The following is a 24,547-nucleotide window of genomic DNA, read 5'->3' on the forward strand; positions in this document are numbered from 1 at the left end:
TGTGTAGAATCTAAATATATGATAAATAAAATCTGCGTTATCTTGATAGTGGTGCTGGCGACTTCTTGTATGACAGCGTGTACCAAAACGACAAATGTTAAGCCTGATGAAGGGGCCAAGTCGTCATCGTCTCGATCCTCCGATCGTGTATCTAATGGAGGTTATTATACAGAAGAGGACCTCATCAAACAGGATGTCTTTTACTACACAAAGCTATTTTCTCTTTGGACTGACAATATACCTCCACAGAATGTTGTAGAGGACAGAGAGATTTTACATTCCTATACGAAAGATTTTAGGGACGGTGAAGAGGTATTGAGTCATTTGATGAGTTTTACACCTCCATTCATGGGCAAGCCTATCGATCGTTATAGTTTCTTGGATAGAGAAGGCGAGGTGAGCAATGAGATTCAAGACGGCGTCAGTTCCAGCTACGGCTTATATGTGTTTTATCTACGAACGAGTACTTCTGGAAATAATTCGGATTTGTACATTCGAATGGTAGATAAAAATTCTCCAGCATACGCTGCTGGTTTGCGCCGAGGAGATCGGATTTTGAGTATCAATGGCAATACCAATATTGATTACAATACACAAAAAGCCCAAGATTTTAGAGTGGTGGATGATGCCATTTATTACTCAAAGAGCGTATCCCTAAAAATTGTCAATCCTGCGGGTGCTACTAAGGATATCCAATTGACGAGCACGGTGTATGATATGGATCCAATCTTGAGTTCGAAGGTGTTTGAGCAGAACGGAAAGAAGATCGGATATTTGGCATTCAATTCATTTGTAAGTGTAAATGTCAATGGTGTTAATTCGGCTATGTATACAGCATTTGAACAAGTCTTTCGGACCTTCGAACGCGATAATATCTCAGAGCTGATTGTCGATATCCGTTATAATGGGGGAGGAGCTGTAAATACCGCAGAGTACTTGGCCAATTATCTTGCACCAGCTTCTGCCAATGGTCAACGGATGTTGAGCTACAAGGTGAACAGGACGATGGTGGAGTGGGGAGATACTAAAGAGGGAGCTGAGTTTGGACCTGTTAATTTTTTAAGAAAAGGAACGTTGAATTTAGGGAAGGTGTATTTTTTAGTTACGAGCTCTACCGCCTCGGCTAGCGAACTTTTAATTAATGTATTGAAGCCTTATTTTGGAAGCAATTTGTTGATAATTGGAACATATGGTTTGGATACCGAGGGCGCTCGTATTCCCGAAAACACCTACGGGAAGCCTGTTGGTTTTTTTGGATATCGAATTGTTAATGATAAAACAGATCTCTTCGTAACCTCCTTCCAGATGTTTAATCGAGACAATTACGGCGACTATTTTAATGGTTTAGTACCCGATCGTCACACGTCCGAAGATTACTTCAAGGATTTTGGCGATCCTCAAGAGGGTATGATTGCCGAGGCATTGACCTACAGTGCTACAGGAAATTGGGTTTTAGCCAATGCGAGAGTTGCAATAGCATCTGCCAATAAGGTGAAGAATGAGCGGAATCAACGAGTTAGATTTTTAGAGAAAAATCGGCACATGAAGGGAATGTATAAGTTTAAAGAAGCTCCGATGAAATAGTGGCAAATGTTGAGAAGATTTGTTATTTTGCGAAAGAGGATAGATTTATGAACGATATGAAGAAAGAAAAACCGACCACAATAAAAGAGATTGCTCGAAAATTGAAGATATCGCCTTCTACCGTTTCTCGCGCGTTGAATGATCATCCAAGTATTGGGTTGGTAACCACGATGCGTGTTAAGAAAATGGCTGAAGAGATGAACTATGAGCCTAATCAAACAGCCATATTTTTTAAGCAGAGAAAAACATTTACGATAGGGGTTGTCGTGCCAAGTCTTTCCGAACCATTCTTTTCTGCGGCAATCAGCGAAATTGAAAATTTTGCGAACGAACATAAATATACGGTCATCATGGGGCAGTCCTTGGATGATGCGCAACGCGAGCTTCGTATCCTGCAGACACTTAAAAAACATCGTGTAGATGGAGTTTTGATGTCTATGGGGAAGAATACGAATAATATGGATTTTATCAAAAATTTGGAGGAATCCGAAATTCCAATCGTATTCTTTGACTGCGTTCCGGATTTGAATGATATAGATCGTGTAGAATGTGATTTAGCTACAGGAGTCTACGAAGCTATTGATGCATTTGTGTCGAGAGGACATCAAAAAATTGCGTTGATCAATGGTCCTGATACACTTTTAGCAGCTGAAGAACGAAAACTGGCTTACATAAAAGGATTAAGAAAAAATGATATTTCCTTCGACGAACGCTATTTGGTGAATACAGACTTGACTGAAGAGGGGAATGAAGAGGCTATGAACCGGCTATTGAGTCTTTCAGACCGCCCTTCTGCCATACTCTCATTTAGTGATTTTGTCACCTTAGATGTCATGAAATTTGCTCGTCAAAAGGGAATTTCTATAAATCAGGATATACATTTCATTAGCTTTGCCAATTATCCACTATGGAAGTATATGGAAAATCCTCCAATGGGAAGTATCGAACAGTTTCCTGGCCAACAGGCTAGAAAGGCTGCCGAAATATTGTTTGAAAGATTGGAGAATAAGGAAGGATTGGCTCCTCAACAATATATATTCAAATCACGTTTGATTTTACAATAACAAGAAAAGCCTTCCATTTTGGAAGGCTTTTCTTGTTTCTATTTTCTCCTTGACTACAGGTGAATGACTTCATCATATGCATCTGCACATGCTTCCATAATCGCCTCACTCATTGTTGGGTGCGGGTGAATGGATTTAATCATTTCGTGACCTGTTGTCTCTAATTTACGTGCTACAACGATTTCGGCAATCATTTCTGTGACATTGGCACCAATCATATGTGCGCCTAGTAATTCGCCATATTTAGCATCGAATATAACTTTCACAAATCCGTCTTTTACGCCAGCAGCGGATGCTTTTCCTGATGCTGAGAACGGGAATTTACCGATTTTAAGTTCATATCCAGCTTCTTTAGCCGCTTTTTCAGTATATCCTACCGAAGCGATTTCTGGCGAACAGTAGGTACATCCTGGGATATTGTTGTAATCGATAGCTTCCACGTGCAAACCTTTAATTTTCTCTACACATGTAATCGCTTCGGCTGATGCTACGTGAGCAAGAGCCTGTCCTTTTACAATATCTCCGATAGCGTATACCCCATCGATGTTTGTTTTGTAAAAATCGTCAACCAATACTCGACCTTTATCTGTTTTTACACCGACTTCTTCAAGACCGATATTTTCAATATTAGGTGTAATACCCACTGCTGAAAGCACGATTTCTGCCTCAAGGATTTCGACCCCTTTGGCGGTTTTGATGCTCACTTTGCTTAGCTCACCTTTTGTATCTACGGATTGTACTTCTGATTTTGACAGAATGTTAATTCCAGCTTTCTTTAGACTTTTCTCTAATTGTTTGGAAACTTCTTCGTCTTCAACAGGGACAACTCTATCCATGAACTCAACGATGGTCACCTGTGTACCCATCGCGTTGTAGAAATAAGCAAACTCTACTCCAATAGCACCTGAACCCACGACTATCATCGACTTAGGCTTTTGTGGGAGTGTCAAAGCTTGTCTATATCCGATGATTTTTTTACCGTCTTGCGGTAAGTTTGGAAGTTCGCGAGAGCGGGCACCAGTTGCTAGTATAGTGTGCTTAGCGCTATATTCTTTCGTAGTTCCATCTGCAGCTTTGACCTCAATTTTGCCGCCCTTTTTAATCTTACCTGCTCCGTTGATGACGTCGATTTTATTCTTCTTCATCAAGAACTGTATACCTTTGCTCATCCCATCAGCAACACCACGACTCCTTTTTACGATAGCATCAAAGTCAGCCTCACCGCCTTGGACCTTAATCCCATATTCCTCAGCATGGTTGAGATATTCGAATACCTGAGCACTCTTGATTAACGCTTTTGTTGGGATACAACCCCAGTTAAGACAAATTCCTCCTAAGGATTCGCGTTCTACGATAGCCGTTTTGAAACCTAGTTGCGCAGCTCTGATGGCAGCAACATAACCTCCGGGTCCACTACCAATTACAATGATGTCGTAATTCATATGTATACTATTTGTTTTTGTAAAGGCCATATCGATATCCCAATCACACTTTTCAGCGTTGGAGTCGTTTAGCACTCCATGGATATTTCATAAGATAATTCCTTCAGTTGATTTTATTTTGTTAACAAACCCGCTTCCCTTACTAGACTGGGAGCATAATTACCTCCAAATGTACGTATAATTTTTTAATCCTTCATCGGCTTTAAACTCAATAATTTGGCCGAAATCGATAAGGTAGGTCTTCCTCTTTTTTTTGTCACCCCTTGGTCAAAGAGATATTCAGAGCAATCTACATGTGACAATAAATCTTATTTTTGAAGTTTGATACTATAGATATGCTTAGACTCTTTCAACAAATCGCCCTTTGGGAAGCTATTTCCACTGTTCTTTTATTTTTTTTGGCGATGCCGCTCAAATATTTTGGTGATATTCCTGAAGCTGTCCGTATTGCGGGCTCCATTCACGGTTTTTTAGTTGTGATATTTGTCGTGATGTTGATCGTATGCACCATAGAGTATAAATGGTCCATTATGAAGGCCGTCAAATATTTTGTCATCTCATTAATTCCAATTGTTTCGTTTTGGGTGGAGATTGACCTTAAAAAGGAAATAGCTAAAAATAGAAAAGGAGTTGCTTAGTAAGCGACCCCTTTTTTATAGATTAATACCATCTTAGGATACAGAAACGACTACCTTACAGTCTAAGTGAGCAGTTACTCTGATTTTTTGATGCTTTCGATACCCATATAAGCATAGGTGATTTCTTTTTTGCCATGTGGAGTAGGTATACCCTCCTCATTTAAATTCACGAACACTAATTTTTCTATAGATAGGATTGTTTTTCTCGTTATTTTGTTGCGCACTTCGCATTTCATAGTCAAAGAAGTTTGTCCAAAAGCGGTTGCTTCAATTCCTAGTTCTATTATATCCCCTTGTTTGGCAGAACTTACAAAATTGATTTCAGAGATATACTTCGTTACAACAAAGGGGTTGCCCAATTGTACAATGGCATAAATAACCGCTTCCTCATCAATCCATCGCAAGAGCGTCCCCCCGAATAGCGTGCCGTTGGGATTGAGATCTTCAGGTTTAATCCACTTTCTAGTGTAAAAATTCATGGTAATTCAGTGTTTAAGATAAGCGTGCTGGTATAGAGATTATTGTACAGTTTCGGTCAGATAATCTTAGCATTCAAGACGCTTAAAAAAGAAGGGCAAAAATTGTTTTGCCCTTCTATATGTTTCTATGCGTGGATAGCTCGATTAGCTGTTGCAGCTAAGGCAGCTTCTTTCAATGCTTCTGTAAAAGTTGGGTGAGCATGGCAGATGCGACCGATATCCTCAGCGGAAGCTCTATACTCCATTGCGACAACGGCTTCAGCAATCATGTCTGCAGCCCGTGGTCCAATCATATGTATGCCTAATACTTCATCTGTTTCGACATCTGCCAATACTTTGACAAATCCGTCTGTATCCCCTGAAGCTTTGGCACGACCAGAAGCCTTGAAAGAAAATGATCCAGCTTTGTATTTCTTTCCAGCTTCTTTCAACTGTTCTTCTGTTTGACCTACCGAAGCAACCTCTGGCCACGTATATACGACACCCGGAATCAAGTTGTAGTCAATATGTGGTTTTTGGCCCGCGATGAATTCGGCTACAACTACACCCTCATCTTCTGCTTTATGTGCCAGCATCGCACCAGTGATTACGTCACCAATTGCATAGACTCCAGAAACAGCAGTTTCTAAGTGCTCGTTTACCGGAATCTTGTTGCCTCTTTCTTCTGTCTTGATTCCTATTTTATCTAAGCCTAATCCCTCGGTATAAGCTACACGTCCGACCGCCACTATACAATAATCGCCTTCTAGAGCAATGTTTTCACCTTTAGTGTCTTCTGCAGTAACGGTTACTTTCTTTCCTTTGACAGAGGCTCCAGTTACTTTATGTCCCAACAGGAACTCCATGCCAAGAGATTTTTTCAAGACACGTTGCAACTCTTTACCTAAGCCACCATCCATTGTGCTGATGATAGATTTCGCATACTCTACAACAGTTACTTTGGCGCCCAAACGAGCATATACTGAGCCTAACTCCAATCCGATTACGCCTCCGCCAATGACAATGAGGTTTTTAGGGATTTCGGTTAATGAAAGCGCTTCCGTTGAAGTAATGATACGTTTTTTGTCAACAGGTAGAAAAGGAAGTGCTGTAGGTTTAGAACCCGTTGCAATAATGACATTCTTTGTTGTCAATTGCTCTGTTGTTCCATCCTCTTTTGTAATCAATATGGTGTTCTTGTCTACAAAGGAGCCAATTCCCTGGAAGCTATCGATTTTATTCTTTTTGAACAAGTAGGTGATACCTGCAGTATTTTGAGCAATGACATCATTTTTGCGAGCCATCATTTTGTTGATATCAACTTTTAGATTGCTTAAGCTTATCCCATGGCTTTCGAAGCTATGGGCAGCATTGTGATAGTGCTCTGACGAATCGAGCAATGCTTTGGAAGGGATACAGCCCACATTTAGGCAAGTTCCTCCAAATGTACTATACTTTTCGATTACGGCTGTTTTTAAACCCAATTGCGCACAACGGATTGCAGCCACATATCCGCCTGGGCCACTACCGATTACTATGACGTCGTATTGCATAAAGTTTGATTTTTATTTTGTTGTCAAAGTTAGTGATTATTAAGACTAATAAGGTAGTAACTGCTGAAAAATATAGCCGTTTTGACATAAAAAAGACGCCCCATAGGGCGTCTTTTAAACGTTATAGCAAACTTTGATTATTCTGCAACAATCTTACCTTGCATAATGCCAAAGTGACCTGGGAAACTACAGATAAAAGAGTATACACCTTTTTCAAGTGTGAATGAAATTTTATCAGTTTCTCCTGGACCTAATAATTTAGTGTGTGCAATAATAGATGAAGCAGAAGATTTAGGAATGTATTCGTCTGCAGCTGCACCTGCAGCTTCTCCACCAAAAGTGGCAAGGTCTGTACCTGGAGTTAGGATGACAACATTATGCCCCATAGCCTCTTTTGGCATTTCTCCTGCATTCTTAAAATTCAATTCAACAGGTTCGCCAGCTTTTACACGGAACAAATCTTTGCTGAATTTCATCTGATCATTTCCCTCGAGGGAAATAGTATTTGAAATAGCTTCGTTTTCGATGCCTGGAACTGTTTCTACTGGTGCTGTCTCCTCTGTTGGTGCTGTGTTTTCAGAAGTAGTCGCTTTTTTGCTTTCTCCTCCACAAGAAGCAAAGGCAACAGCCAAAGCCAAGGCAGGAATAATAAATAATTTTTTCATTGTGAACTGTAAATTTAATCTTTGACCAAAATACACAATATTTATCTCATCTCTAAATCAGTTCCTTTTGAAGGTCACTTTTATTCCCTTTTTTTTCTCGATTACCTCAATCGCCTTATGATATAGGTCAATCGCATCGAAAGGTTTTCCGATTACGCCATCAGCGCCCACATCATAGGCTTCAGCTTGTTCAGACTCCAAAACAGAAGCAGATATAGTAATAATAGGGGTATTGGCCTTCTCGTAGTCTGTATGATTCTTGATTTCTTTGATTGCTTCGAATCCGCTCATGATAGGCATATGCGTATCCATCATGATTAAGTCATAATTTCGATGCTCAATATTTTCGAGCACTGCTTTTCCGTTTTTGACGATGTCTACATCGCAATCCCAAGCTTTTAAGATATGAGACAACATAAAACTGTTGAGGTCATTGTCCTCCGCAATGAGGACATGCAATTTTTCAAACTTCGGGAGTTGTGTATAGAGTTGTTCCATTTTGGGGTCTGCAATTGCAAAATCATTGGTCTCTTCAAACCAAGATTGAAAAGAAAATTCACTTCCATTTCCATATTCACTACTCGCGTCCACCTCTCCTTCGAATAGATCAGCCAACCGCTTTACAATGGCAAGTCCCAAACCGGTTCCGCCAAATTTTTTGGTAATGCCATCATCCGCTTGTTCAAATGCCATAAAGATTTTGTTGAGTGAGACAGTGCGAATTCCGATACCTGTATCCCTTACACTAAATCGAATCAAATGCTTATTGTCAATGGTTTCGAGGACTTTGATTCGCAGGGTGACTTTACCTTTCTCTGTAAATTTCAGACCATTGGAAATAAAATTGCTGAGAATCTGCTGAAGTCTCAAAGAGTCCGTCTTGACACATACCGGGAGCGCAGGGTCGGTCTGCATTTCGAATTGTAATTGCTTATTGGCAGCTTTAATCTTAAAAATTTTGTTCAAGTCATCGAACAAATCTTGCATAACCAAATTTTCAAACTCTAGTTTCATCATTCCAGAGTCTATTTTCGAGATGTCTAAGATGTCATTGATGATGAGTAAGAGCGAGTGAGATGCATTATCCAACCGGCCTACCCAATCTTTCTGTTCAGGAGACAAGCTCGAACTGCGGAGCATCTGTGTGATTCCCATAATGCCGTTTATCGGTGTACGAATCTCATGACTCATATTGGCCAAGAATATCTCTTTTGATTTGCGAGCTTGCTCCGCCTCCTCTTTCGAACGAATCAAGGCTTGTTTTGAAAATTCCAGTTCTGCATTTTTTTCCTTTATTTGCTGCTGTGTAAAGACTTGCTGCATAAAGGACCTTACTTTAGCAATAGTAATCTCGGGGCTAAGCGGTTTGTACAAATAATCCACTGCACCGCTATTTAACCCTTGAATCAAATACTTGTCTTCCTTGGATATGGCAGTGACCATAATCGCGATGATATCTCGAGTTTTAGGATTGCCTTTCAAAATGGACACAAATTCGAATCCATTTATATCAGGCATCTGAACATCTATCAGTGCGATAGCGATGTCCTCTTTCCAACATAATCGTAGCGCCTCATTTGGATCCGTGCTGCTCAGGATGCTAATTCCCTCAATATCTTCCAATAATGCTTGGAGGCTTATGATATTTTCAATCTTATCATCTAAAATTAATAGATTTAATTTTTTCATGGAATTAATTCTTGATGTGTGGTTTGTTTAAAGTGAGGATATAGTCTAGGATACGGGCGCTGTCCAAAACTTGATCGTAGGCAGCTTGTCGAATTGCTGCTTCCGGCATTGTCGGAATCTCAGCTGTCTGCGGGTCTTGGACAATGCAAGTGCCTCCCATCTGTTTGATATAAGCCATGCCATCTGCCCCATCTTGATTGGCCCCAGAAAAAAGTATTCCGATTGTCCCTGTCAGGTATACATCTGCTGCCGATTCCATCGTCACGTCTATTGAAGGCCGGCAAAACTGTACAGGCTCGGATAGATCAAGTGAGAAGGTGTAATTGGGTTCAATCAGTAAATGATAACCAGGAGGTGCAAAATAAACTACGCCAGGCATTATATCTTCTTTCTCTTCAGCTGCTTTAACCGTAATTTCACATTTTGAACTTAAATTTTGTTCAATATGGGTTTCATACTTCGCATTTCGATGAAGTACTACCACAATGGGAATCGTCATATCGGAGGGCAGAGCCTTGATAATATCTACCAAAATGCCATAACTTCCTGCTGAACCGGCTAATATGATGATGCTTGATTTATCCATTCGTCCGTTATGCAATTTTTTGGTAAATATTGTGTTTTTTGTTCACCAGCTTGAACTTACTAGATACCGCATGCTGATGTAAGCTTTCTTTAGAACCTAAGCAAAGGAAGCCGAAAAGGCAGAGTGAGTCATGAAAAAGTTCAACAACCTTTTCCTGAAGGTTAGGATCGAAGTATATGAGTACATTACGACACGAAATTAATTGAAACTCATTGAATACACCATCCGATACCAGATTGTGAGAGGAAAAGAGTACATTTTTCTTCAATTCACTATGAATAGTTACGGCATCATACATTGCTGTGTAGTAATCCGAGAGCGAATTTGTGGTGCCACTTTTCAGAAAATTATCCGAATATTCTTTCACCTTTTGCAAAGAATAAATCCCCTTTTTTGCATGTTCGATAACATCACTATTGATGTCTGTTCCATAAATAAAAGAGCGATTATCCACTTTGCTCTCTTTTAACAAAATGGCCAAGGAATATACTTCTTCTCCGGTAGAGCATCCAGCGCTCCAAATCTTGATTCTTTGAAAAGAAGCTAAATACGGAATGACCTCCTCACGTAATGCCTTATAGAAAAGAGGATCTCTAAACATTTCGGTCACATTGACTGTCAGCTGGATGATGAAGTGATTGAAATAACCCGGTGTATTGACCAAAGAAGTCTTTAACGCAACAAGATCTAATTTGTCAAGATTCATCAACCTGGCAACCCTACGTTTTAAAGATGCCCTGGAATAGCCAGATAGATCCATCCCATTCACATTCTTTACAAACTCAATTAGCTCATCTAACTCTTCAAAGGATATCATATCGTTTATTAACTTAACCAAACACGCATTAATGAGATAAGCTTATCCAAATCTATCGGTTTGCTTATATAATCATTTGCTCCTATCTGAATTGTTTTTTCACGATCCCCCTTCATCGCTTTTGCGGTTACCGCTATAACAGGGAGATTCGCGAACTTTTTATTTTGACGAATTTTTTCAATGGCTTCAAAACCATCCATTTCAGGCATCATGATATCCATCAATACAAGGTCGAAATCGTTACCCTTTTCCAATAATTGAATAGCCTCTAAGCCATTATTGGCAACTTCTATCTGCATATTGTATGCTTCGAATGCCGTACTTAGCGCAAATACATTGCGCATATCATCATCCGCTATCAATACTTTTTTGCCCGCTAATGCTTTTTCAAGTATTACTTCGCCCTTTGTATTGGTGGGGCGTTTGCCTTGTTCTTTAATATCCTCTAGTCTGTTGAGAAATAGGTTGACTTCATCGATAAGTCTAGTATTGGATTTGCCCGATTTCAATACCATTGCTTGCGTATGGCGTAGAATTCGTTCCGTGCTTTCAGCAGGTATTTCCATCGCTGTATTGATGATGATGGGCGTATTTTGATACAGGGGTATAGCTTTGATTTCATCCAACAGTTCAAGACCCGACCTGTCAGGTAGGTTGATATCTAGGATAATACAGTCATATACTTTTTGCATGGAGAGGATTTCCATTGCTTCTTTTGCATTGAACGCTTGATCCACTACCGTGTTACCCTCATTTAGCGAAGATTTGATGAAATCACTTTGTAACGCATGATCCTCTATTATGAGTACTCTTTTTAAAGGTGTAGAGATTAGAGATTTTATAGTTTTAAACGCATTGTCAAGAGATTCTTCTGAGACTGGTTTGCGTAAGAATCCAATTGCTCCTTTATTGATTGGCTCATTCTTGTTTAGTGAAGCCGCAGACATCATATGCACGGGGATGTCACGAGTAATCTCGTTACTCTTCAATTTTTTGAGTACTTCCCAACCATCCATTAACGGAAGCATAATGTCTAGGATTATAGCATTAGGTTGGTGTTCGAGGGCCATATCCAATCCTTTGACCCCATTGTAGGCTAGCAGTGGTTCAAATCCTTTCTCGATAGCGTAATCTCTAAGTATTTCAGCGAAATTGATGTCATCCTCTATAATCAGCAAGCGATTTCTATCAGACTTGTTTTTAATATCACTCGATAAGGGTGACTGAATGATTGATGGAGTGACACTCTCTTTATTCGTTGTCCTGAATTCAGTACGCGTTTGTTTTTCCGAGACCGGTTGGTAAGGAACAATAAATGTAAATGTACTCCCCTCATTTGGCTTACTTTCTAGTGAAATCCGACCCCCTAGTAGATTCGCTAACTCTCGACATATAGAAAGACCAAGCCCGGTACCACCGAATTTTCGACTAGTGGAGCCATCCTCCTGTTTAAAGGCTTCAAAAATAAGTCTTTGTTTCTCTTCCGCGATTCCGATTCCATCGTCTTTCACTACAAAATGCAGATTAGAATTCACCTGTTTAAACTGAAGGCTAATTTGCCCGCCATTCTGTGTGAATTTAAAAGCATTTGAAAGTAAATTCTTTAATATTTGCTCCAATCGATACTCATCACATAAAAACGATGTTGGTGTAGAAGGATCAACAATTAAGCTAAAATTAACCTCCTTTTCTTCTGCAGTAGTGCGGAACAGCTCCTCAATATTCGACACCAAAGTCTTAATCTCGATATTATCTTGAGATAACTCTACATTCCCGGATTCAATTTTAGCCAAATCTAACAACTCATTGATCAGGTGAAGCAGGTCCGATCCTGCGCTATGAATCACCGAAGCATATTTGATTTGGTCGGTATTGAGATTTTCATGTTTATTATCTTTCAACAGCTTTGCTAATATCAATATACTGTTGAGGGGAGTTCGTAGTTCATGACTCATATTGGCCATGAATTCGGATTTATAATGACTCGCCTGTTCTACTTCCTTCACTTTATCGGAAATATTTTGTCGGGCCTTATCTAAATCATTATTTTTAATCTCTAACAGTTTTGCTTTTTCTTCTAATTCATTATTCGTCTGTGTGAGTTCTTCCTGCTGCACACGGAGCTCTTCTTCGGAAGCTTCTAATAAACTGGTTTTATGTATAAGCTCTTCGTTAGTAGTACGTAGTTCTTCTTGCTGTGCCTCCAATTCCTCAGTCTGCTGCTGCATCTCTTCAAACATCTCTGACATTTGGTTGTGTGCTTGTGTTACTTTGACTGCAGTTGCCAACGTATTTCCGATTTTGTCGAGATACTCCTTGATTCTATCAGCATGCTTTTCATCTATCTGCACGCCTATTTCAATGATTCCTACAGTTTCGTGTTCATATATAAACGGTACAATGTAAAGATCGGTATTAAATTGGGCAACCAATATGCTTGATGCATGAAGTTGGGTATTACTGACAGCTGGGATGTATATTTGTTCTTGGGAGGAAATTACCTCAAAAGGTAACCCACTCTTGTTGTCAATAAATTTGGGTAGTTGGTCTATATCTGTACCATACGAGCCTGCCAATTTGTAGGAGTCACTTTCTGAAGATTTAAAGTAAATAGTCCCTACTGTCGCATGGATACTCTTGCATATACACGAAAGTGCCTGTTTGGCCAGTTGACTTTCTGTAAAATCGCCTCTTACTACAGTGTCTAACTGTGACAGTTGCTGGAGTACCCAGTTCGAATCCTCAATCTGATTCCCGAGCATTTTCAATTGGTCGTAACTTTGTTGCTCGTTTTTCAATGTTTTACGCAATACTATGAAGACCTGGTTGATCCTTACGAATAGAAAGATCATGATCGCCAACCCAAGTATAACTAACGCATAGGTAACTAATCTACTTATTTTGAGATGTTCATTGTTTTCATCAATGAATTTTGCCCGGCTATCTACAACGGAGTTAATCGTACTCGTGAGGTGTTTCTGAATCTGATCGTAGTCTTGTATGATGCTGTGAATAAGTTCTTTTTCATTTGTTTGTGCATCTTTTTTTAACTGTCGATTATCTAGAAATGCTTCTACCTCTGACTTAAAGGTAGTTTCCATAACTCGGTTTGGAGTGTAGTAGGCTGTGGCCTTGAAGAGGTCAACCAAATCTTCTTTAATAATAGTTTGCTTGCTTTGGATAATATCCAACATACGCGGATCCTGGGTACTCGCGTATAGCAGTTTGTTATTATTGACGATACCTAAATTAATTTCCAGATCGTTGATCGTGTTGAATTTTTGTTCCGACAGTCCCATGACTTCATCATTAAATCGGACACTTTTGTCGAATGAAATGAAAAAGAAGACCACCGCAAACAGAATGATCAAAAAAGAGATAACAATTCCTATTGTTACTTGTGTCTTAAAATTAATTTTATTCATCTTTAAAAAGTAAGATTAAATAAGTATTTGCCTCTTCACACATTGCGAAATGGATAAAGGCATATGTTGTCTCCTTGGGATTTGCTCAGTTCAGACCATTCAGTTTCTGTATATACAGTCCCTTAGGGTGGTCGAGCATAGTCCCCATTAATAAATGAATTTCATAGTAGTTAGTTTTGAGGATTAGACTCCTCGCCACTTTATTAAAGCCTTGTTACTTTCGTCTCCGGAAGATTCCTAATGGGCTTCAAATGCAATACCAAAGATAGTTTTTCCTTTTCTAAATGTTTTATTACACGAAAATTATATTTAAGATTTTATGGAATGAATTGGGAGGAGGGCCGTGGATGTAGCTCTGTGTAAGAAGAGCTCTTTGATTATCAATTGCGTAGAAGTGGAGATGCTGATGTTTTGAGGATGACGGACTTGTTTTTTGACTCGTTATTTATTTTATAGTGTAATACATGGGCCACTGACTTTTTTGAGAAATCCAGTTTCGGTCGGTCACTAATCTGAAAAATATAACCGGAGGTATCACAAAAAAACTCTGGTCTGCTTTGATTCAATCTATCAATTTTATTCACAATTGAATAAATTATGGTATATTTATGAAGTTTGAACTGTTGATTGTTAATTTGACTTATGAATCCTGAAATTTCGCTTGTATTATTTATTATCGGAGGCCTCATTGCCTTCTTCTTTCTTTTGTATCTATTGCCCGTTAATCTTTGGTTTACGGCACAGCTCTCTAATGTTAAGATTAGTCTATTGAATCTAGTTTTGATGCGATTGAGAAAGGTTCCACCCTCATTGGTGACAAATGCCATGATTATTTCTACTAAAGCGGGCCTGAATATTACCTCCAACGAAATAGAAACCCATTATCTTGCAGGCGGAAATGTGAACAAGGTCATAAAAGCCCTCATCTCTGCTGATAAAGCTAATATTCCTCTGGATTTTAAATTGGCAACTGCTATTGATTTAGCAGGAAGGGACGTGTTCGACGCCGTCCAATTGTCGGTGAATCCACAGGTTATTAACACCCCTCCAGTGGCGGCAGTCGCAAAAGACGGTATACAATTGATTGCCAAAGCGCGTGTTACCGTACGTGCTAACATCAATCAATTGGTTGGTGGCGCCGGAGAGGAAACTATTTTGGCTAGGGTGGGTGAAGGGATTGTCACCACGATAGGATCTTCTGTCAATCACAAAGAGGTGCTCGAAAATCCCGATCGGATTTCCAAGACGGTATTATCAAAAGGTTTGGACTCTGGTACGGCATTCGAAATCTTGTCTATTGATATTGCAGATATCGATATCGGTGAGAATATTGGTGCAAAATTACAAATTGATCAAGCCGAGGCCGATCTTAAAGTGGCCAATGCACGTGCGGAAGAGCGCCGAGCTATGGCAGTAGCTAATGAGCAAGAGATGCGTGCAAAAGCGCAAGAAGCTAGGGCTAAAGTAATAGATGCCGAAGCACAAGTACCACTTGCTATGGCAGAAGCATTCCGAAGTGGTAACCTTGGTGTTATGGATTATTATAAGATACAAAATATACAGGCCGATTCCGAAATGCGTTCCTCAATTGCCAAGCCAAACGCTGGAGATAAGGGGACGAACAAATAGTCTTTTCGATTGTAATAGAAATATTATAAAAATAGTCAACCGATTGTGTATTGCACAATCGGTTTTTTTATGTTCAGTTGATTGCCTCTAGTTACCATGTTCAGTTCGAATCCGCTATATTTAGCCAAACTTTAATTTTTGGATGGAAATATTACCCATCATAAGGTATTCCTATCCGTAGTAATTTGGAGTTTATCCTTAAAACCAAACAATATTCCAATGAAAAAAATGTTTTTGTTTTTCCTCCTCTTTCCTATTCTTACACAAGCACAGCAAATCGTAGAACAAGGAGCCACCACCTTCTTCTTGCCAATTGGCGGAAATACTTGGCAGTACCCAGCAGCCACGAATACCCAGAATCTATTAAAAGGAGATGAAATCAAAGGATGGAATGATCCACAAATTAGTTTTAAATCATTTGTCAGATTTGGACGAACTGGACAAGTTAATCTGAAAATAGTAATATCGGCGATAAACGATGGCGGAAAATATACCGTTAAGATTGGCGAACAAAAGAAGGCAATTGTACTGTCCAATGAAAAAGTAGTTGACTTAGGAGAGTGGAGTGTAAAAGATACCGGGTACTATGCGATTGAATTGGTCGCAGAAGGAGTAAAGCGTCATTTTGCAGATATTAAAGGTTACCAAGTAGAAGGTAATCCTCTTTTGATAGCTTCTGCCAATTTTGTGCCGAACAATGAAGGTAATTTTTTTTACTGGGGCAGGAGAGGGCCATCGGTACATATGGGATACATACAGCCTCAGGATAAAGAAATTGAATATTACTATAATGAAGTGACAGTTGGTAAAGGTAATGACGTAGAAGGCTCATACTACATGGCGAATGGTTTCTCCGGCGGATATTTTGGTATGCAGGTGAATAGCAAAACAGAACGAAGAATACTTTTTTCAGTATGGAGTCCCTTTACCACAGATGACCCAAATGCAATCCCCGATGATCATAAGATTATTCTAAAGGCTAAAGGGGAGGGAGTACATACGGGTGAGTTTGGGAATGAAGGGTCGGGTGGTCAAAGTTTTTTGCGATATAACTGGATTACCGGCAATACCTATAAATTTTTGCTGAAAGGAAGACCCGTTGCAGATGACTACACCGAGTATACGGCATGGTTTTACGCCCCAGAGAAAGGAAAATGGCAACTCATTGCACAGTTTGAGAGGCCCAAAACGCATTCGTATTTAAAAGGATTCCATTCCTTTTTAGAAAATTTTGATCCTACCAAAGGAATTTACCAACGTCAGGTGACGTTCGGGAATCAATGGGTGCGAGATGCACAAGGCAATTGGATTGAATGTACAAAAGGTAAATTTACGGCCGATCAGACAGCCCGAAAAGGATACCGACTGGATTATGCCGGTGGTGTGAAAGGTGATTCTTTTTTCCTCAGAAACTGTGGTTTTTTTGCAGATAAAACAGTAGTAGATTCTCGTTTCGAACGGAAGTCTATTGGAAAGATTCCAGAGATTGATTTTAATAATTTGCCTTTGAAATAAGCAATTGATATAACAAAGTGTAAGGCAGCCATCGGCTGCTTTTTTTTTCGAATTCCCGATTAGTTGTTGTAAACAGTTTAAACTGATTGATATTTTTATATTTTACTTTATCCCTTTTTTATGGTACCGTTAGAAAAAACAAAACCCTGACGATGGGCGCCAGGGTTCGTTACTAACCAATTATAAACCTAAATTATGAAAAGACATTTTAAAATTAGCCGTCACTACAACGACTAGATAACCTTTAATTATCTTCTACAAAGATACAATCTAATCGGGTCTCGTTCCAAATGATTTGAGTAAAAAGTTGCGATAACAACTATTTCATGACATTAATTTGATGAAGCATATATCATCCATATTTTTATACCGAATACTTTCATTCTTCACCGAAGTTTCCTTGGTTCTGATTTAGTAATTATTCATTCAGTAAATGATGGAAATAGATATAAGTTTAATAGCAACAGCATTATAAAAAGAAAACTATTACTTGTTAAAAGATACAAGTTTATCTAAGTTTGAATACATTAAAAGATCGATGTATGGTTTTACAGGAATTTGCAAAAATAAAAGCAATCGTAATGGATGTAGATGGGGTGCTGACCGACGGAACTGTCCAAGTGGATGAGCATGGAGAGCAGCTGCGTACGTTTAACGTTAAAGACGGTTATGCCATGCATTTGGCCATTTCGAAGGGGCTACCTATCGTTGTGATTTCAGGAGGAAAGAACGCAGGCGTACAACGACGATTGGAGGGGTTAGGTATACAGGAGATTCATCTTGGCGTTGCTGACAAACTAACCTTGCTGGGAGATATATTGCACCGTTTCAAAATTGAATTGGAAGACGTCATGTTCATTGGAGACGATATGCCCGACTATCACTGTATGAAAGCTGTGGGGATTGCGGCTTGTCCTGCCGATGCAGTTGAAGAAATTAGACAAATCTCACACTATGTATCGGGCAAGAGCGGAGGGAAAGGCGTGGTGCGTGAACTAATCGAAAAGACATTAAAGCTCCAAAATAAATGGTTTGATGATAATAATGTGAAAAGCATCTAATACATGTTAAAGAATTTAGAAAATATTTCAATAGTACTAGGCTCGCAATCACCTCGACGTAGCGAACTATTGAAAGCTATGGGAGTACACTTTGAAGTTGTGGTCAAAACGACGGACGAGTCGTATGACGAAGCCTTGTCCCCCAAAGAAATAGCTGTCGCTATTGCTGAAAAAAAAGCTTCGGCATTTCAAACAACCGAATTTCAAGATAAACTCGTCATCACGGCAGATACCATTGTGGTAGCTAATCATTTGATACTAGGTAAACCCAAAGATAGCGATGCCGCAAAAGAGATGTTGTCACTCCTTAGTGGAAATACGCATGAGGTGATGAGTGCAGTTACTCTTCTTTGGAAGGGGCAGGTCAATACATTTGTGGAAGTAACTGCAGTTACACTTAATCCATTGACAGATGATGAGATTGCGTATTATGTTAATCAATATCAACCGTTCGATAAAGCTGGATCCTACGGAATTCAAGAGTGGATAGGCTTAGTCGGAATTCTTAAATTAGAAGGTACTTATACGAATGTGGTAGGGTTGCCGACAGCCAGACTCTATCAGGAGTTGAAAAAAATATAAGATAAAAAAAGAAGGGGGACGCTTAGCATCCCCCTTCTTTTTTTATCTTATTTGATATGGTAACGTACTCCGGTATAGAATAGGCGTCCAGATAATGGACCCCAAAGCATATTCGTATCAAAATAATTGCCAAAGGGATCATCATGTGCCAAAATAGGGTTCTTTTGATAATAGTTGGTGAAATTTTCAGCTCCCACATAAATATCAAAATTCTTCGCTGCTCCAAAAGTTTTGCTCACTTGTGCATTCATCGTGGCATAAGACTTAGAATACGCAGGAAGTTGGTATTCGACTGGATTCGCCGTTGTAGAAGGTAACCTTTTTTGTCCTACAATGTTGAGGGTGTAATCAAAGTTCCAGCCCGAATGTAAGGTGTATGCAAGGTTCAGAAAACCTCTATGTTTGGCAAGAAGTGGTTTGCTAAGCCTTTTGTCTGCATAGTCGGTCTTCACGTCTAAAAGCCTATAGGCCATGCGTGCTTCTAAATGAGGTGCAGGCATGAATCTAAGCTCGGCCTGCATGCTATTGGAATAAGACTTCCCGTCAAGATTGTAAAAGGCGACCTCCCTAGGATTTTCAAAATCAACGACTACTTGGTTTTGGAAATGATTTGAAAAGACCTCCACAGAAGCCCCAGCCTCTCTTCCTAATAATTGAAAAGTTTGATCTACACTGATACCTGTATTCCAGGATACTTCCGGACTTAGACCGTAAGCCTTGTCTTGAGGATTATTTGATTTGATCACCAATGCTCGACTGCTAGCCATTGCTGCCATATTCTCGGCAAAGATGTTGGCCGTACGCTGTCCTCTTCCAGAGCTCAGCCTTAAAGTAGTCCCTTGGATCGGTTGATAACGAAGTTGCATACGTGGGGTTCCGAACCAACCGTACAACGAGTTGTAGTCCGCTCGCATCCCCAACACGGCATCAAACTTTTCATTTGGACTATACGTATATTCTCCAAAGACACCTGATACCACTTCTTTTCTGGCGTAACCCGTACCGGCCAATGTTTCATCTATATTATCATAGGTCACGGTCATCCCAGTTCTATATTTATGGGCTACAGACCCAATAATATCTTGGTATATTAAATTAGCATATCCATTCTTTTGTTCCGCATCATAAGTACGAATACCGAAGTAATTTTTTTGGTCATAGTACGTGCCTGATAATTGCAAGCCTATACTGCGATGGGAGTTGCCTTCAAACACATACCCAAACTTAGCAAACCCTTCGAATCGGTTGATGTCAAAACCTACACCATAGCGGTTGGTTGTCAGTTTGTCGGTTTTCTCGTCAAAATCCACTTGTCCCCCAATACGGTCATCCTTTAGATATTTAACTCCAAATTGTGCGATAAAACCTTTACCATTTTCATAGGCCCATCGATTCACCCCTGAGAAAATATTACCAACAGGAAGGTCGCGAAATCCGTTGTTGCTGAAATTCATGTTTTTGTTGTACATGAAGTTATCATGTAAAAGCAAACCTACAGACCAATTATTCCCAAGTTTCTGTGCTAGATTGAGGTTGATATCTGTTCTCCCCATGTCATTTGCATAAGCATTGAAAAATAACTTTTCCGAATTTTGAGGCTTTTTTAGCTCTACATTGATTTGTCCAGCCATGCTTTCGTATCCATTGACGACCGATCCGATTCCTTTGCTGATCTGTATGGACTCAATCCAAGGACCTGCAATACTGTTGAGTCCTAGAGGCGTGGCTAGCCCTCTTGGTCCAGGTAGGCTTTCGACAGTAAGCTGTGTATATATGCCACTCAGTCCAAGCATCTGTATTTGCTTACTGCCAGTGACTGCGTCATTACTGACCACATCTACCGAAGCATTCGTCTCGAAACTTTCACTGAGGTCACAGCATGCAGCTTTAAAAAGCTCCTTAGAAGTCAATACTTCAACGCGAGAAGGGGTTAATGCTGATATATAGCTAGACTTGCGTCTGCCAGATACGACTACCTCGGAAAGAACATTCTCTTTGGCATGGACCACTAATACTTCATGCAGATTCTTGACTTCGACCGTGTCTGAGCGCATCCCGGCAAATGAAAATATCAAATACTTATATCCTTTCTCATGCATGATATTAAAAACTCCGTTTTCATTGGTGGATGTCTGACTACCCTTGTGCTCCAGCCATCTGACATTTACACCTGCGATAGGAGTAAGGTCACCTTTGCTATTTTCATCGACAACGACTCCTTTTATTTCATGATCGTGGTCATGGTGGTCCTCCTCTTTGTGTCCACTACCTTCGTGATTGTGTTCGTTTTTTTCGGAATCCCCAGCTGGATCCCCCAATCTTTCGTACAAGCAACACTCGTGCAATTCATTATACACATCATCTTTTGCTCTAACCGCGTCCGTATCATGTCCAACTGCCGCAATATTTTGTTTGATACGATTAAGTCCTATGACTTCCGAATCATATTGAACGGTAATCATTCCCGTATTGCTATCCCAAGTTGATGATTTTACACCCTTTGTCAAAGCTGCGGTTTCGATTCTTTTTTTACACATGGCGCAGTTGCCTGCCACCTCAAAGATAGCTGTGCTGTCTTTTTTTGTATGCAGCTGTACCTCAGTATTGGTTGCGGCTGGGGGCGGAGCGGGGAGCCTCTCATATTTGCAGCACTCATGTAGTTCGTTGTACACTTTGTCACTTGCTTTCCTGCCTTCTACATCGTGACCCACTGCTGTAATACTTGCTTTGACTTGTTCAATTTTTACCTTAGAAGCATCGTATGCGATTTGGATATTTCCGGTCGCATTGTTCCACTGCGCAGTTTTCACACCTTTAATAAGGGCCGCTTTTTCGATTCTCTTTTTGCACATGGCGCAGTTTCCTCCGACTTTAAAGGACACCGTATTATCTTGTTTACCATTTTGGGCAAAGGCTGGTAATGAACCTATCATGAATAAAAATAGTATGATATGGGATATTGCTTTCATTTGTAATGATTAATTGTATGTGAATAAATAATCCCTTAGAAAGTGGTCCCCTAATATCAAGCACGGTCAACGTGGTTTTTGAAAGTAGGCAATGCACTCACAGTCTTGGGAGGATAAAAGGACTCTATACATCCTTTATTTCAAAGACAATTAATGCTAAATTCTGAAATTACAATGTAGGAGGTGTGATCGGGTACCCGATATAGGTGGAGAGGAGTTAATATTCGACAACAGATGCGGAATAGCGATATCCTCAATAGGATTGAAATTATATACCCAGAGTAATGTAATTACTGCTGGGGCAAATAACGTAAAGGAGTTAATCTGCTGGCCAGAAGAATAGTAAGTATCAGACGACTGTTCAAGGTCCAGTTTTACGTCTTTACATTTATTTGTACTATCCACATTTCCCATTGGGTGGCATGACATCTTGATGTTGTCATGCTTTGGGCTGTCCTTTTTTAAACAGAGTGAACAGTTATCATGCGAAGCGACTTCTTTAGAAAATGAAACCAAATTCGTTTTTCCACTGCTACAAAAATGAAAATAGAGAGTCGCTCCGCTCGACGTGAACGAATATATAATCAATAAAAATAGTGCTAACCATCTTTTCATCAATCGCAAATATAATAAAAACCAATCGTCTTGGCACGAAAATGGTGATTGTTACAAAAAAGTTATAATTGGAAAAGCTTCTCCCAAATCTTTCCCAAATTGACAATTTACTTTGTGTTAGAAATATAAAAGATAAGAATTATGAAAAATCTAATTTTAGCATTAATGCTTTTATTCAGTATCCAGGCTATTTATGCACAGGATATCAAAGAGTCTCAAGTACCTGCTGTAATCTTGAATGCATACAAACTGCAGTTTAAAAATGCTAAGCTCAGCGAGTGGGAAATTAAGCATAATGGCGTGTATGAAGTTGATTTTAAGACAAGCCTTACAGGAAAGGACCATACAGCCCTTTACACACCTGAAGGCAAATTAGTGTCATATAAACAAGAGATTACTGCCAAACAGCTTCCCCGAGAAGTGAAAGATGCCATTAAAAAGGAATTTAAAGGATTTAGAATCGATGATGTTGATCGTTATGATCAACAGGGAAAGGTTACTTATAAAGTCGGTTTAAAAAATAGTCCACAAGAATACGAAGTCGTATTTTCTGCAAGTGGAGCAGTAATCAGTAAAAAAATAGATTAGTCAACATATTTTGTCAAAACATGTGGTGAGACCATCATGGTTCATTCAGATCGAGTGAAACGAGTTCATGATGCCATTAAAAACAAATTGTGAACGAATAGTAACACCCAGAAATGAATAAATCTGATAACTTCATCGGCCTTAAAAACAAACCGAGTGAAACGAGCTCATTGATGCAAATGAGAAAAAGCACTCCTCAATAACTATACACAGATGAAAAAACTACAAATTGTATCATTCGTTGTCGCCTTAACCGCGATTTTTATCTCTTGCGATAAAGATGAAGTAATCGATCCCACTACCTTGCCTAGTACAGCTCAAGAGTATGTGTCGTTTCATTTTCCAGAAGCCAACATCAGTAGAGTGGTAGAAGATAAAGGGGATAATGATTCCTACTACGAAGTATACCTATCCACTGGACACGAATTGGATTTTAACAAGAAAGGTGAAATACACAGCGTCGATGGAAAAACTTTAAAGCTTCCTTTTAGTGTGATTCCGCCGAAGTTGTTAACATATGCTACGGAGAAATATCCAGATGCCTTTATTGTTAAATGGGAAAAAGAGCGTACACTTCAAGAAATAAAACTAAATACAGGAATTGAGTTGGTTTTTGATTTGGAAGGGAATTTTAAAAATGTTGATAACTAATGGGTTGAAGGTCTTGTAATTGTTTTTATGGTTTACTAATTTAGGTCTAACATTGATGCTGAACTAAGTATAAACCTAAAATTAATCAAGATGGAACAATTAATGTCTAATTCGACGCTGTTGTACATTTGCGCCGTCCTACTGCTTACCATTGCAGGTGCGCTGTATAAAGTATACAGCACGTTGATAAAGCGAGTCTAGCCCACTAGATAGTAAAATACAAAGTCCCAATCTTCATTGGGACTTTTGCATTTAGTCTTTGATTTGATGTATAAAATCTGAAATTTTCTCCATATAATCGTCAGTAGCTAATAGTTTGACGAACGCACTTCCGATGATTGCACCTCGTGCATACTGGGTTGCTTGAGCAAACGTCTGTTTGTTGGATATTCCAAATCCAATAACCAGAGGGTTCTTTAGCTTCATACGTTGTATTCGTTCGAAATAGACGGTCGAGTCATCAATATCCAAGCGTTTTCCAGTAGTCGCATTGGAAGATAATAGATAGATAAAATTAGTTGATAATTCGTCTATTTTTCTTATTCGGTCTTCGCTAGTTTGAGGCGTTACCAAAAAAATATTGCTAATACCGTACTTGCTAAAGATATCTTTGTAAAGTTCTTCATATTCATACATAGGGAGGTCTGGTACGATTATCCCATTGACCCCGACACGCTGACACGCTTTACAAAAATTTTCAATTCCGTATTGCAAGACCGGGTTAAAATATCCCATTAAATAAACTGGAATATTCACCCGCTTCCTTAAATCCGCTAGTTGTTCAAATAGAACATGTAATGTCATCCCATTTTTTAATGCAACTTCGGAGCTGTGTTGGATAGTCGGACCATCTGCAACAGGGTCTGAATAAGGGAAGCCTATTTCGAGAAAATCGACGCCTGCTTGCTCTAACTTTTCCGCAATATCTAGCGTGCTATCTAAAGTCGGGTAGCCCGCGGTGTAATATATTGATAATAGGTGTTTATTTGTTGAAAGTGATAGTGTGCTGCTCATGG

Annotated in this window: 19 protein-coding genes; 9 read left to right on the plus strand and 10 right to left on the minus strand. The window is 39.5% G+C overall.

The features are described from left to right. Window positions 1-18 precede the first annotated feature (18 nt). Complete coding sequence (locus tag OQ289_RS04130; protein ID WP_270089535.1) at window positions 19-1,584, plus strand: S41 family peptidase; 1,566 nt, start codon at window positions 19-21, stop codon at window positions 1,582-1,584. A gap of 56 nt (window positions 1,585-1,640) precedes the next feature. After that, the gene (locus tag OQ289_RS04135; protein ID WP_270089536.1) at window positions 1,641-2,648 is read left to right on the plus strand and encodes a LacI family DNA-binding transcriptional regulator; all 1,008 of its coding nucleotides are present in this window, start codon (window positions 1,641-1,643) and stop codon (window positions 2,646-2,648) included. Between the two features lie 53 nt (window positions 2,649-2,701). Here OQ289_RS04135 and lpdA (OQ289_RS04140) read toward each other — a convergent pair whose 3' ends face one another. Further along, window positions 2,702-4,090 carry a dihydrolipoyl dehydrogenase gene (gene lpdA / locus OQ289_RS04140; RefSeq protein WP_270089537.1) on the minus strand — a complete coding sequence of 463 codons (1,389 nt, stop codon included), beginning with the start codon at window positions 4,088-4,090 and terminating at the stop codon, window positions 2,702-2,704. Between the two features lie 335 nt (window positions 4,091-4,425). On the opposite strand from lpdA (OQ289_RS04140), the gene OQ289_RS04145 reads away from it, so the two are divergent. Continuing rightward, a complete protein-coding gene (locus tag OQ289_RS04145; RefSeq protein WP_033564791.1) occupies window positions 4,426-4,728 on the plus strand; it encodes a DUF3817 domain-containing protein in 303 nt (100 codons plus the stop codon). Between the two features lie 74 nt (window positions 4,729-4,802). On the opposite strand, the gene OQ289_RS04150 is transcribed toward OQ289_RS04145, so the two are convergent. From OQ289_RS04150 to OQ289_RS04180, 7 genes are all read right to left on the minus strand, one after another. Further along, window positions 4,803-5,207, minus strand: a complete 405-nt coding sequence (locus OQ289_RS04150; RefSeq protein ID WP_033564792.1) for an acyl-CoA thioesterase — start codon at window positions 5,205-5,207, stop codon at window positions 4,803-4,805. A gap of 125 nt (window positions 5,208-5,332) precedes the next feature. Next, complete coding sequence (lpdA, locus tag OQ289_RS04155) at window positions 5,333-6,739, minus strand: dihydrolipoyl dehydrogenase (protein ID WP_270089538.1); 1,407 nt, start codon at window positions 6,737-6,739, stop codon at window positions 5,333-5,335. Between the two features lie 137 nt (window positions 6,740-6,876). Next, the gene (locus tag OQ289_RS04160) at window positions 6,877-7,404 is read right to left on the minus strand and encodes a plastocyanin/azurin family copper-binding protein (protein WP_033564794.1); all 528 of its coding nucleotides are present in this window, start codon (window positions 7,402-7,404) and stop codon (window positions 6,877-6,879) included. A gap of 57 nt (window positions 7,405-7,461) precedes the next feature. Next, complete coding sequence (locus OQ289_RS04165; RefSeq protein WP_270089539.1) at window positions 7,462-9,093, minus strand: response regulator; 1,632 nt, start codon at window positions 9,091-9,093, stop codon at window positions 7,462-7,464. A gap of 4 nt (window positions 9,094-9,097) precedes the next feature. After that, window positions 9,098-9,679: a chemotaxis protein CheB gene (locus OQ289_RS04170; RefSeq protein ID WP_270089540.1), complete on the minus strand. Its 582-nt coding sequence runs from the start codon at window positions 9,677-9,679 to the stop codon at window positions 9,098-9,100. A gap of 7 nt (window positions 9,680-9,686) precedes the next feature. Beyond that, a complete protein-coding gene (locus OQ289_RS04175) occupies window positions 9,687-10,496 on the minus strand; it encodes a CheR family methyltransferase (RefSeq protein WP_033564797.1) in 810 nt (269 codons plus the stop codon). Between the two features lie 8 nt (window positions 10,497-10,504). Next, entirely contained in the window at window positions 10,505-13,921 is a 3,417-nt protein-coding gene (locus OQ289_RS04180) for a response regulator (protein WP_270089541.1), read from the minus strand. A 642-nt stretch (window positions 13,922-14,563) separates the two neighbouring features. Between OQ289_RS04180 and floA the strand changes: the two genes are divergently transcribed. From floA to OQ289_RS04200, 4 genes are all read left to right on the plus strand, one after another. Further along, entirely contained in the window at window positions 14,564-15,550 is a 987-nt protein-coding gene (floA, locus tag OQ289_RS04185; protein WP_033564799.1) for a flotillin-like protein FloA, read from the plus strand. Between the two features lie 219 nt (window positions 15,551-15,769). Beyond that, window positions 15,770-17,065, plus strand: coding sequence for a DUF3472 domain-containing protein (locus OQ289_RS04190; RefSeq protein WP_270089542.1), 1,296 nt, complete (start codon window positions 15,770-15,772; stop codon window positions 17,063-17,065). 542 nt (window positions 17,066-17,607) lie between these two features. Continuing rightward, window positions 17,608-18,126, plus strand: a complete 519-nt coding sequence (locus OQ289_RS04195; RefSeq protein WP_270089543.1) for a KdsC family phosphatase — start codon at window positions 17,608-17,610, stop codon at window positions 18,124-18,126. A 3-nt stretch (window positions 18,127-18,129) separates the two neighbouring features. Then, complete coding sequence (locus OQ289_RS04200) at window positions 18,130-18,708, plus strand: Maf family nucleotide pyrophosphatase (RefSeq protein ID WP_270089544.1); 579 nt, start codon at window positions 18,130-18,132, stop codon at window positions 18,706-18,708. A gap of 47 nt (window positions 18,709-18,755) precedes the next feature. On the opposite strand, the gene OQ289_RS04205 is transcribed toward OQ289_RS04200, so the two are convergent. Further along, the gene (locus OQ289_RS04205; RefSeq protein WP_270089545.1) at window positions 18,756-21,677 is read right to left on the minus strand and encodes a cation transporter; all 2,922 of its coding nucleotides are present in this window, start codon (window positions 21,675-21,677) and stop codon (window positions 18,756-18,758) included. Window positions 21,678-22,433: 756 nt separating this feature from the next. Between OQ289_RS04205 and OQ289_RS04210 the strand changes: the two genes are divergently transcribed. Continuing rightward, window positions 22,434-22,880: a PepSY-like domain-containing protein gene (locus OQ289_RS04210; RefSeq protein WP_033564802.1), complete on the plus strand. Its 447-nt coding sequence runs from the start codon at window positions 22,434-22,436 to the stop codon at window positions 22,878-22,880. 213 nt (window positions 22,881-23,093) lie between these two features. Continuing rightward, on the plus strand, window positions 23,094-23,531 hold the full coding sequence (locus OQ289_RS04215) for a PepSY-like domain-containing protein (RefSeq protein WP_270089546.1): 438 nt from the start codon (window positions 23,094-23,096) through the stop codon (window positions 23,529-23,531). 252 nt (window positions 23,532-23,783) lie between these two features. Here OQ289_RS04215 and trpA read toward each other — a convergent pair whose 3' ends face one another. Beyond that, window positions 23,784-24,545 carry a tryptophan synthase subunit alpha gene (trpA, locus tag OQ289_RS04220; RefSeq protein WP_270089547.1) on the minus strand — a complete coding sequence of 254 codons (762 nt, stop codon included), beginning with the start codon at window positions 24,543-24,545 and terminating at the stop codon, window positions 23,784-23,786. Window positions 24,546-24,547: the final 2 nt, after the last annotated feature.

This window comes from Sphingobacterium sp. SYP-B4668 (genome assembly GCF_027627455.1).
Classification (GTDB): domain Bacteria; phylum Bacteroidota; class Bacteroidia; order Sphingobacteriales; family Sphingobacteriaceae; genus Sphingobacterium.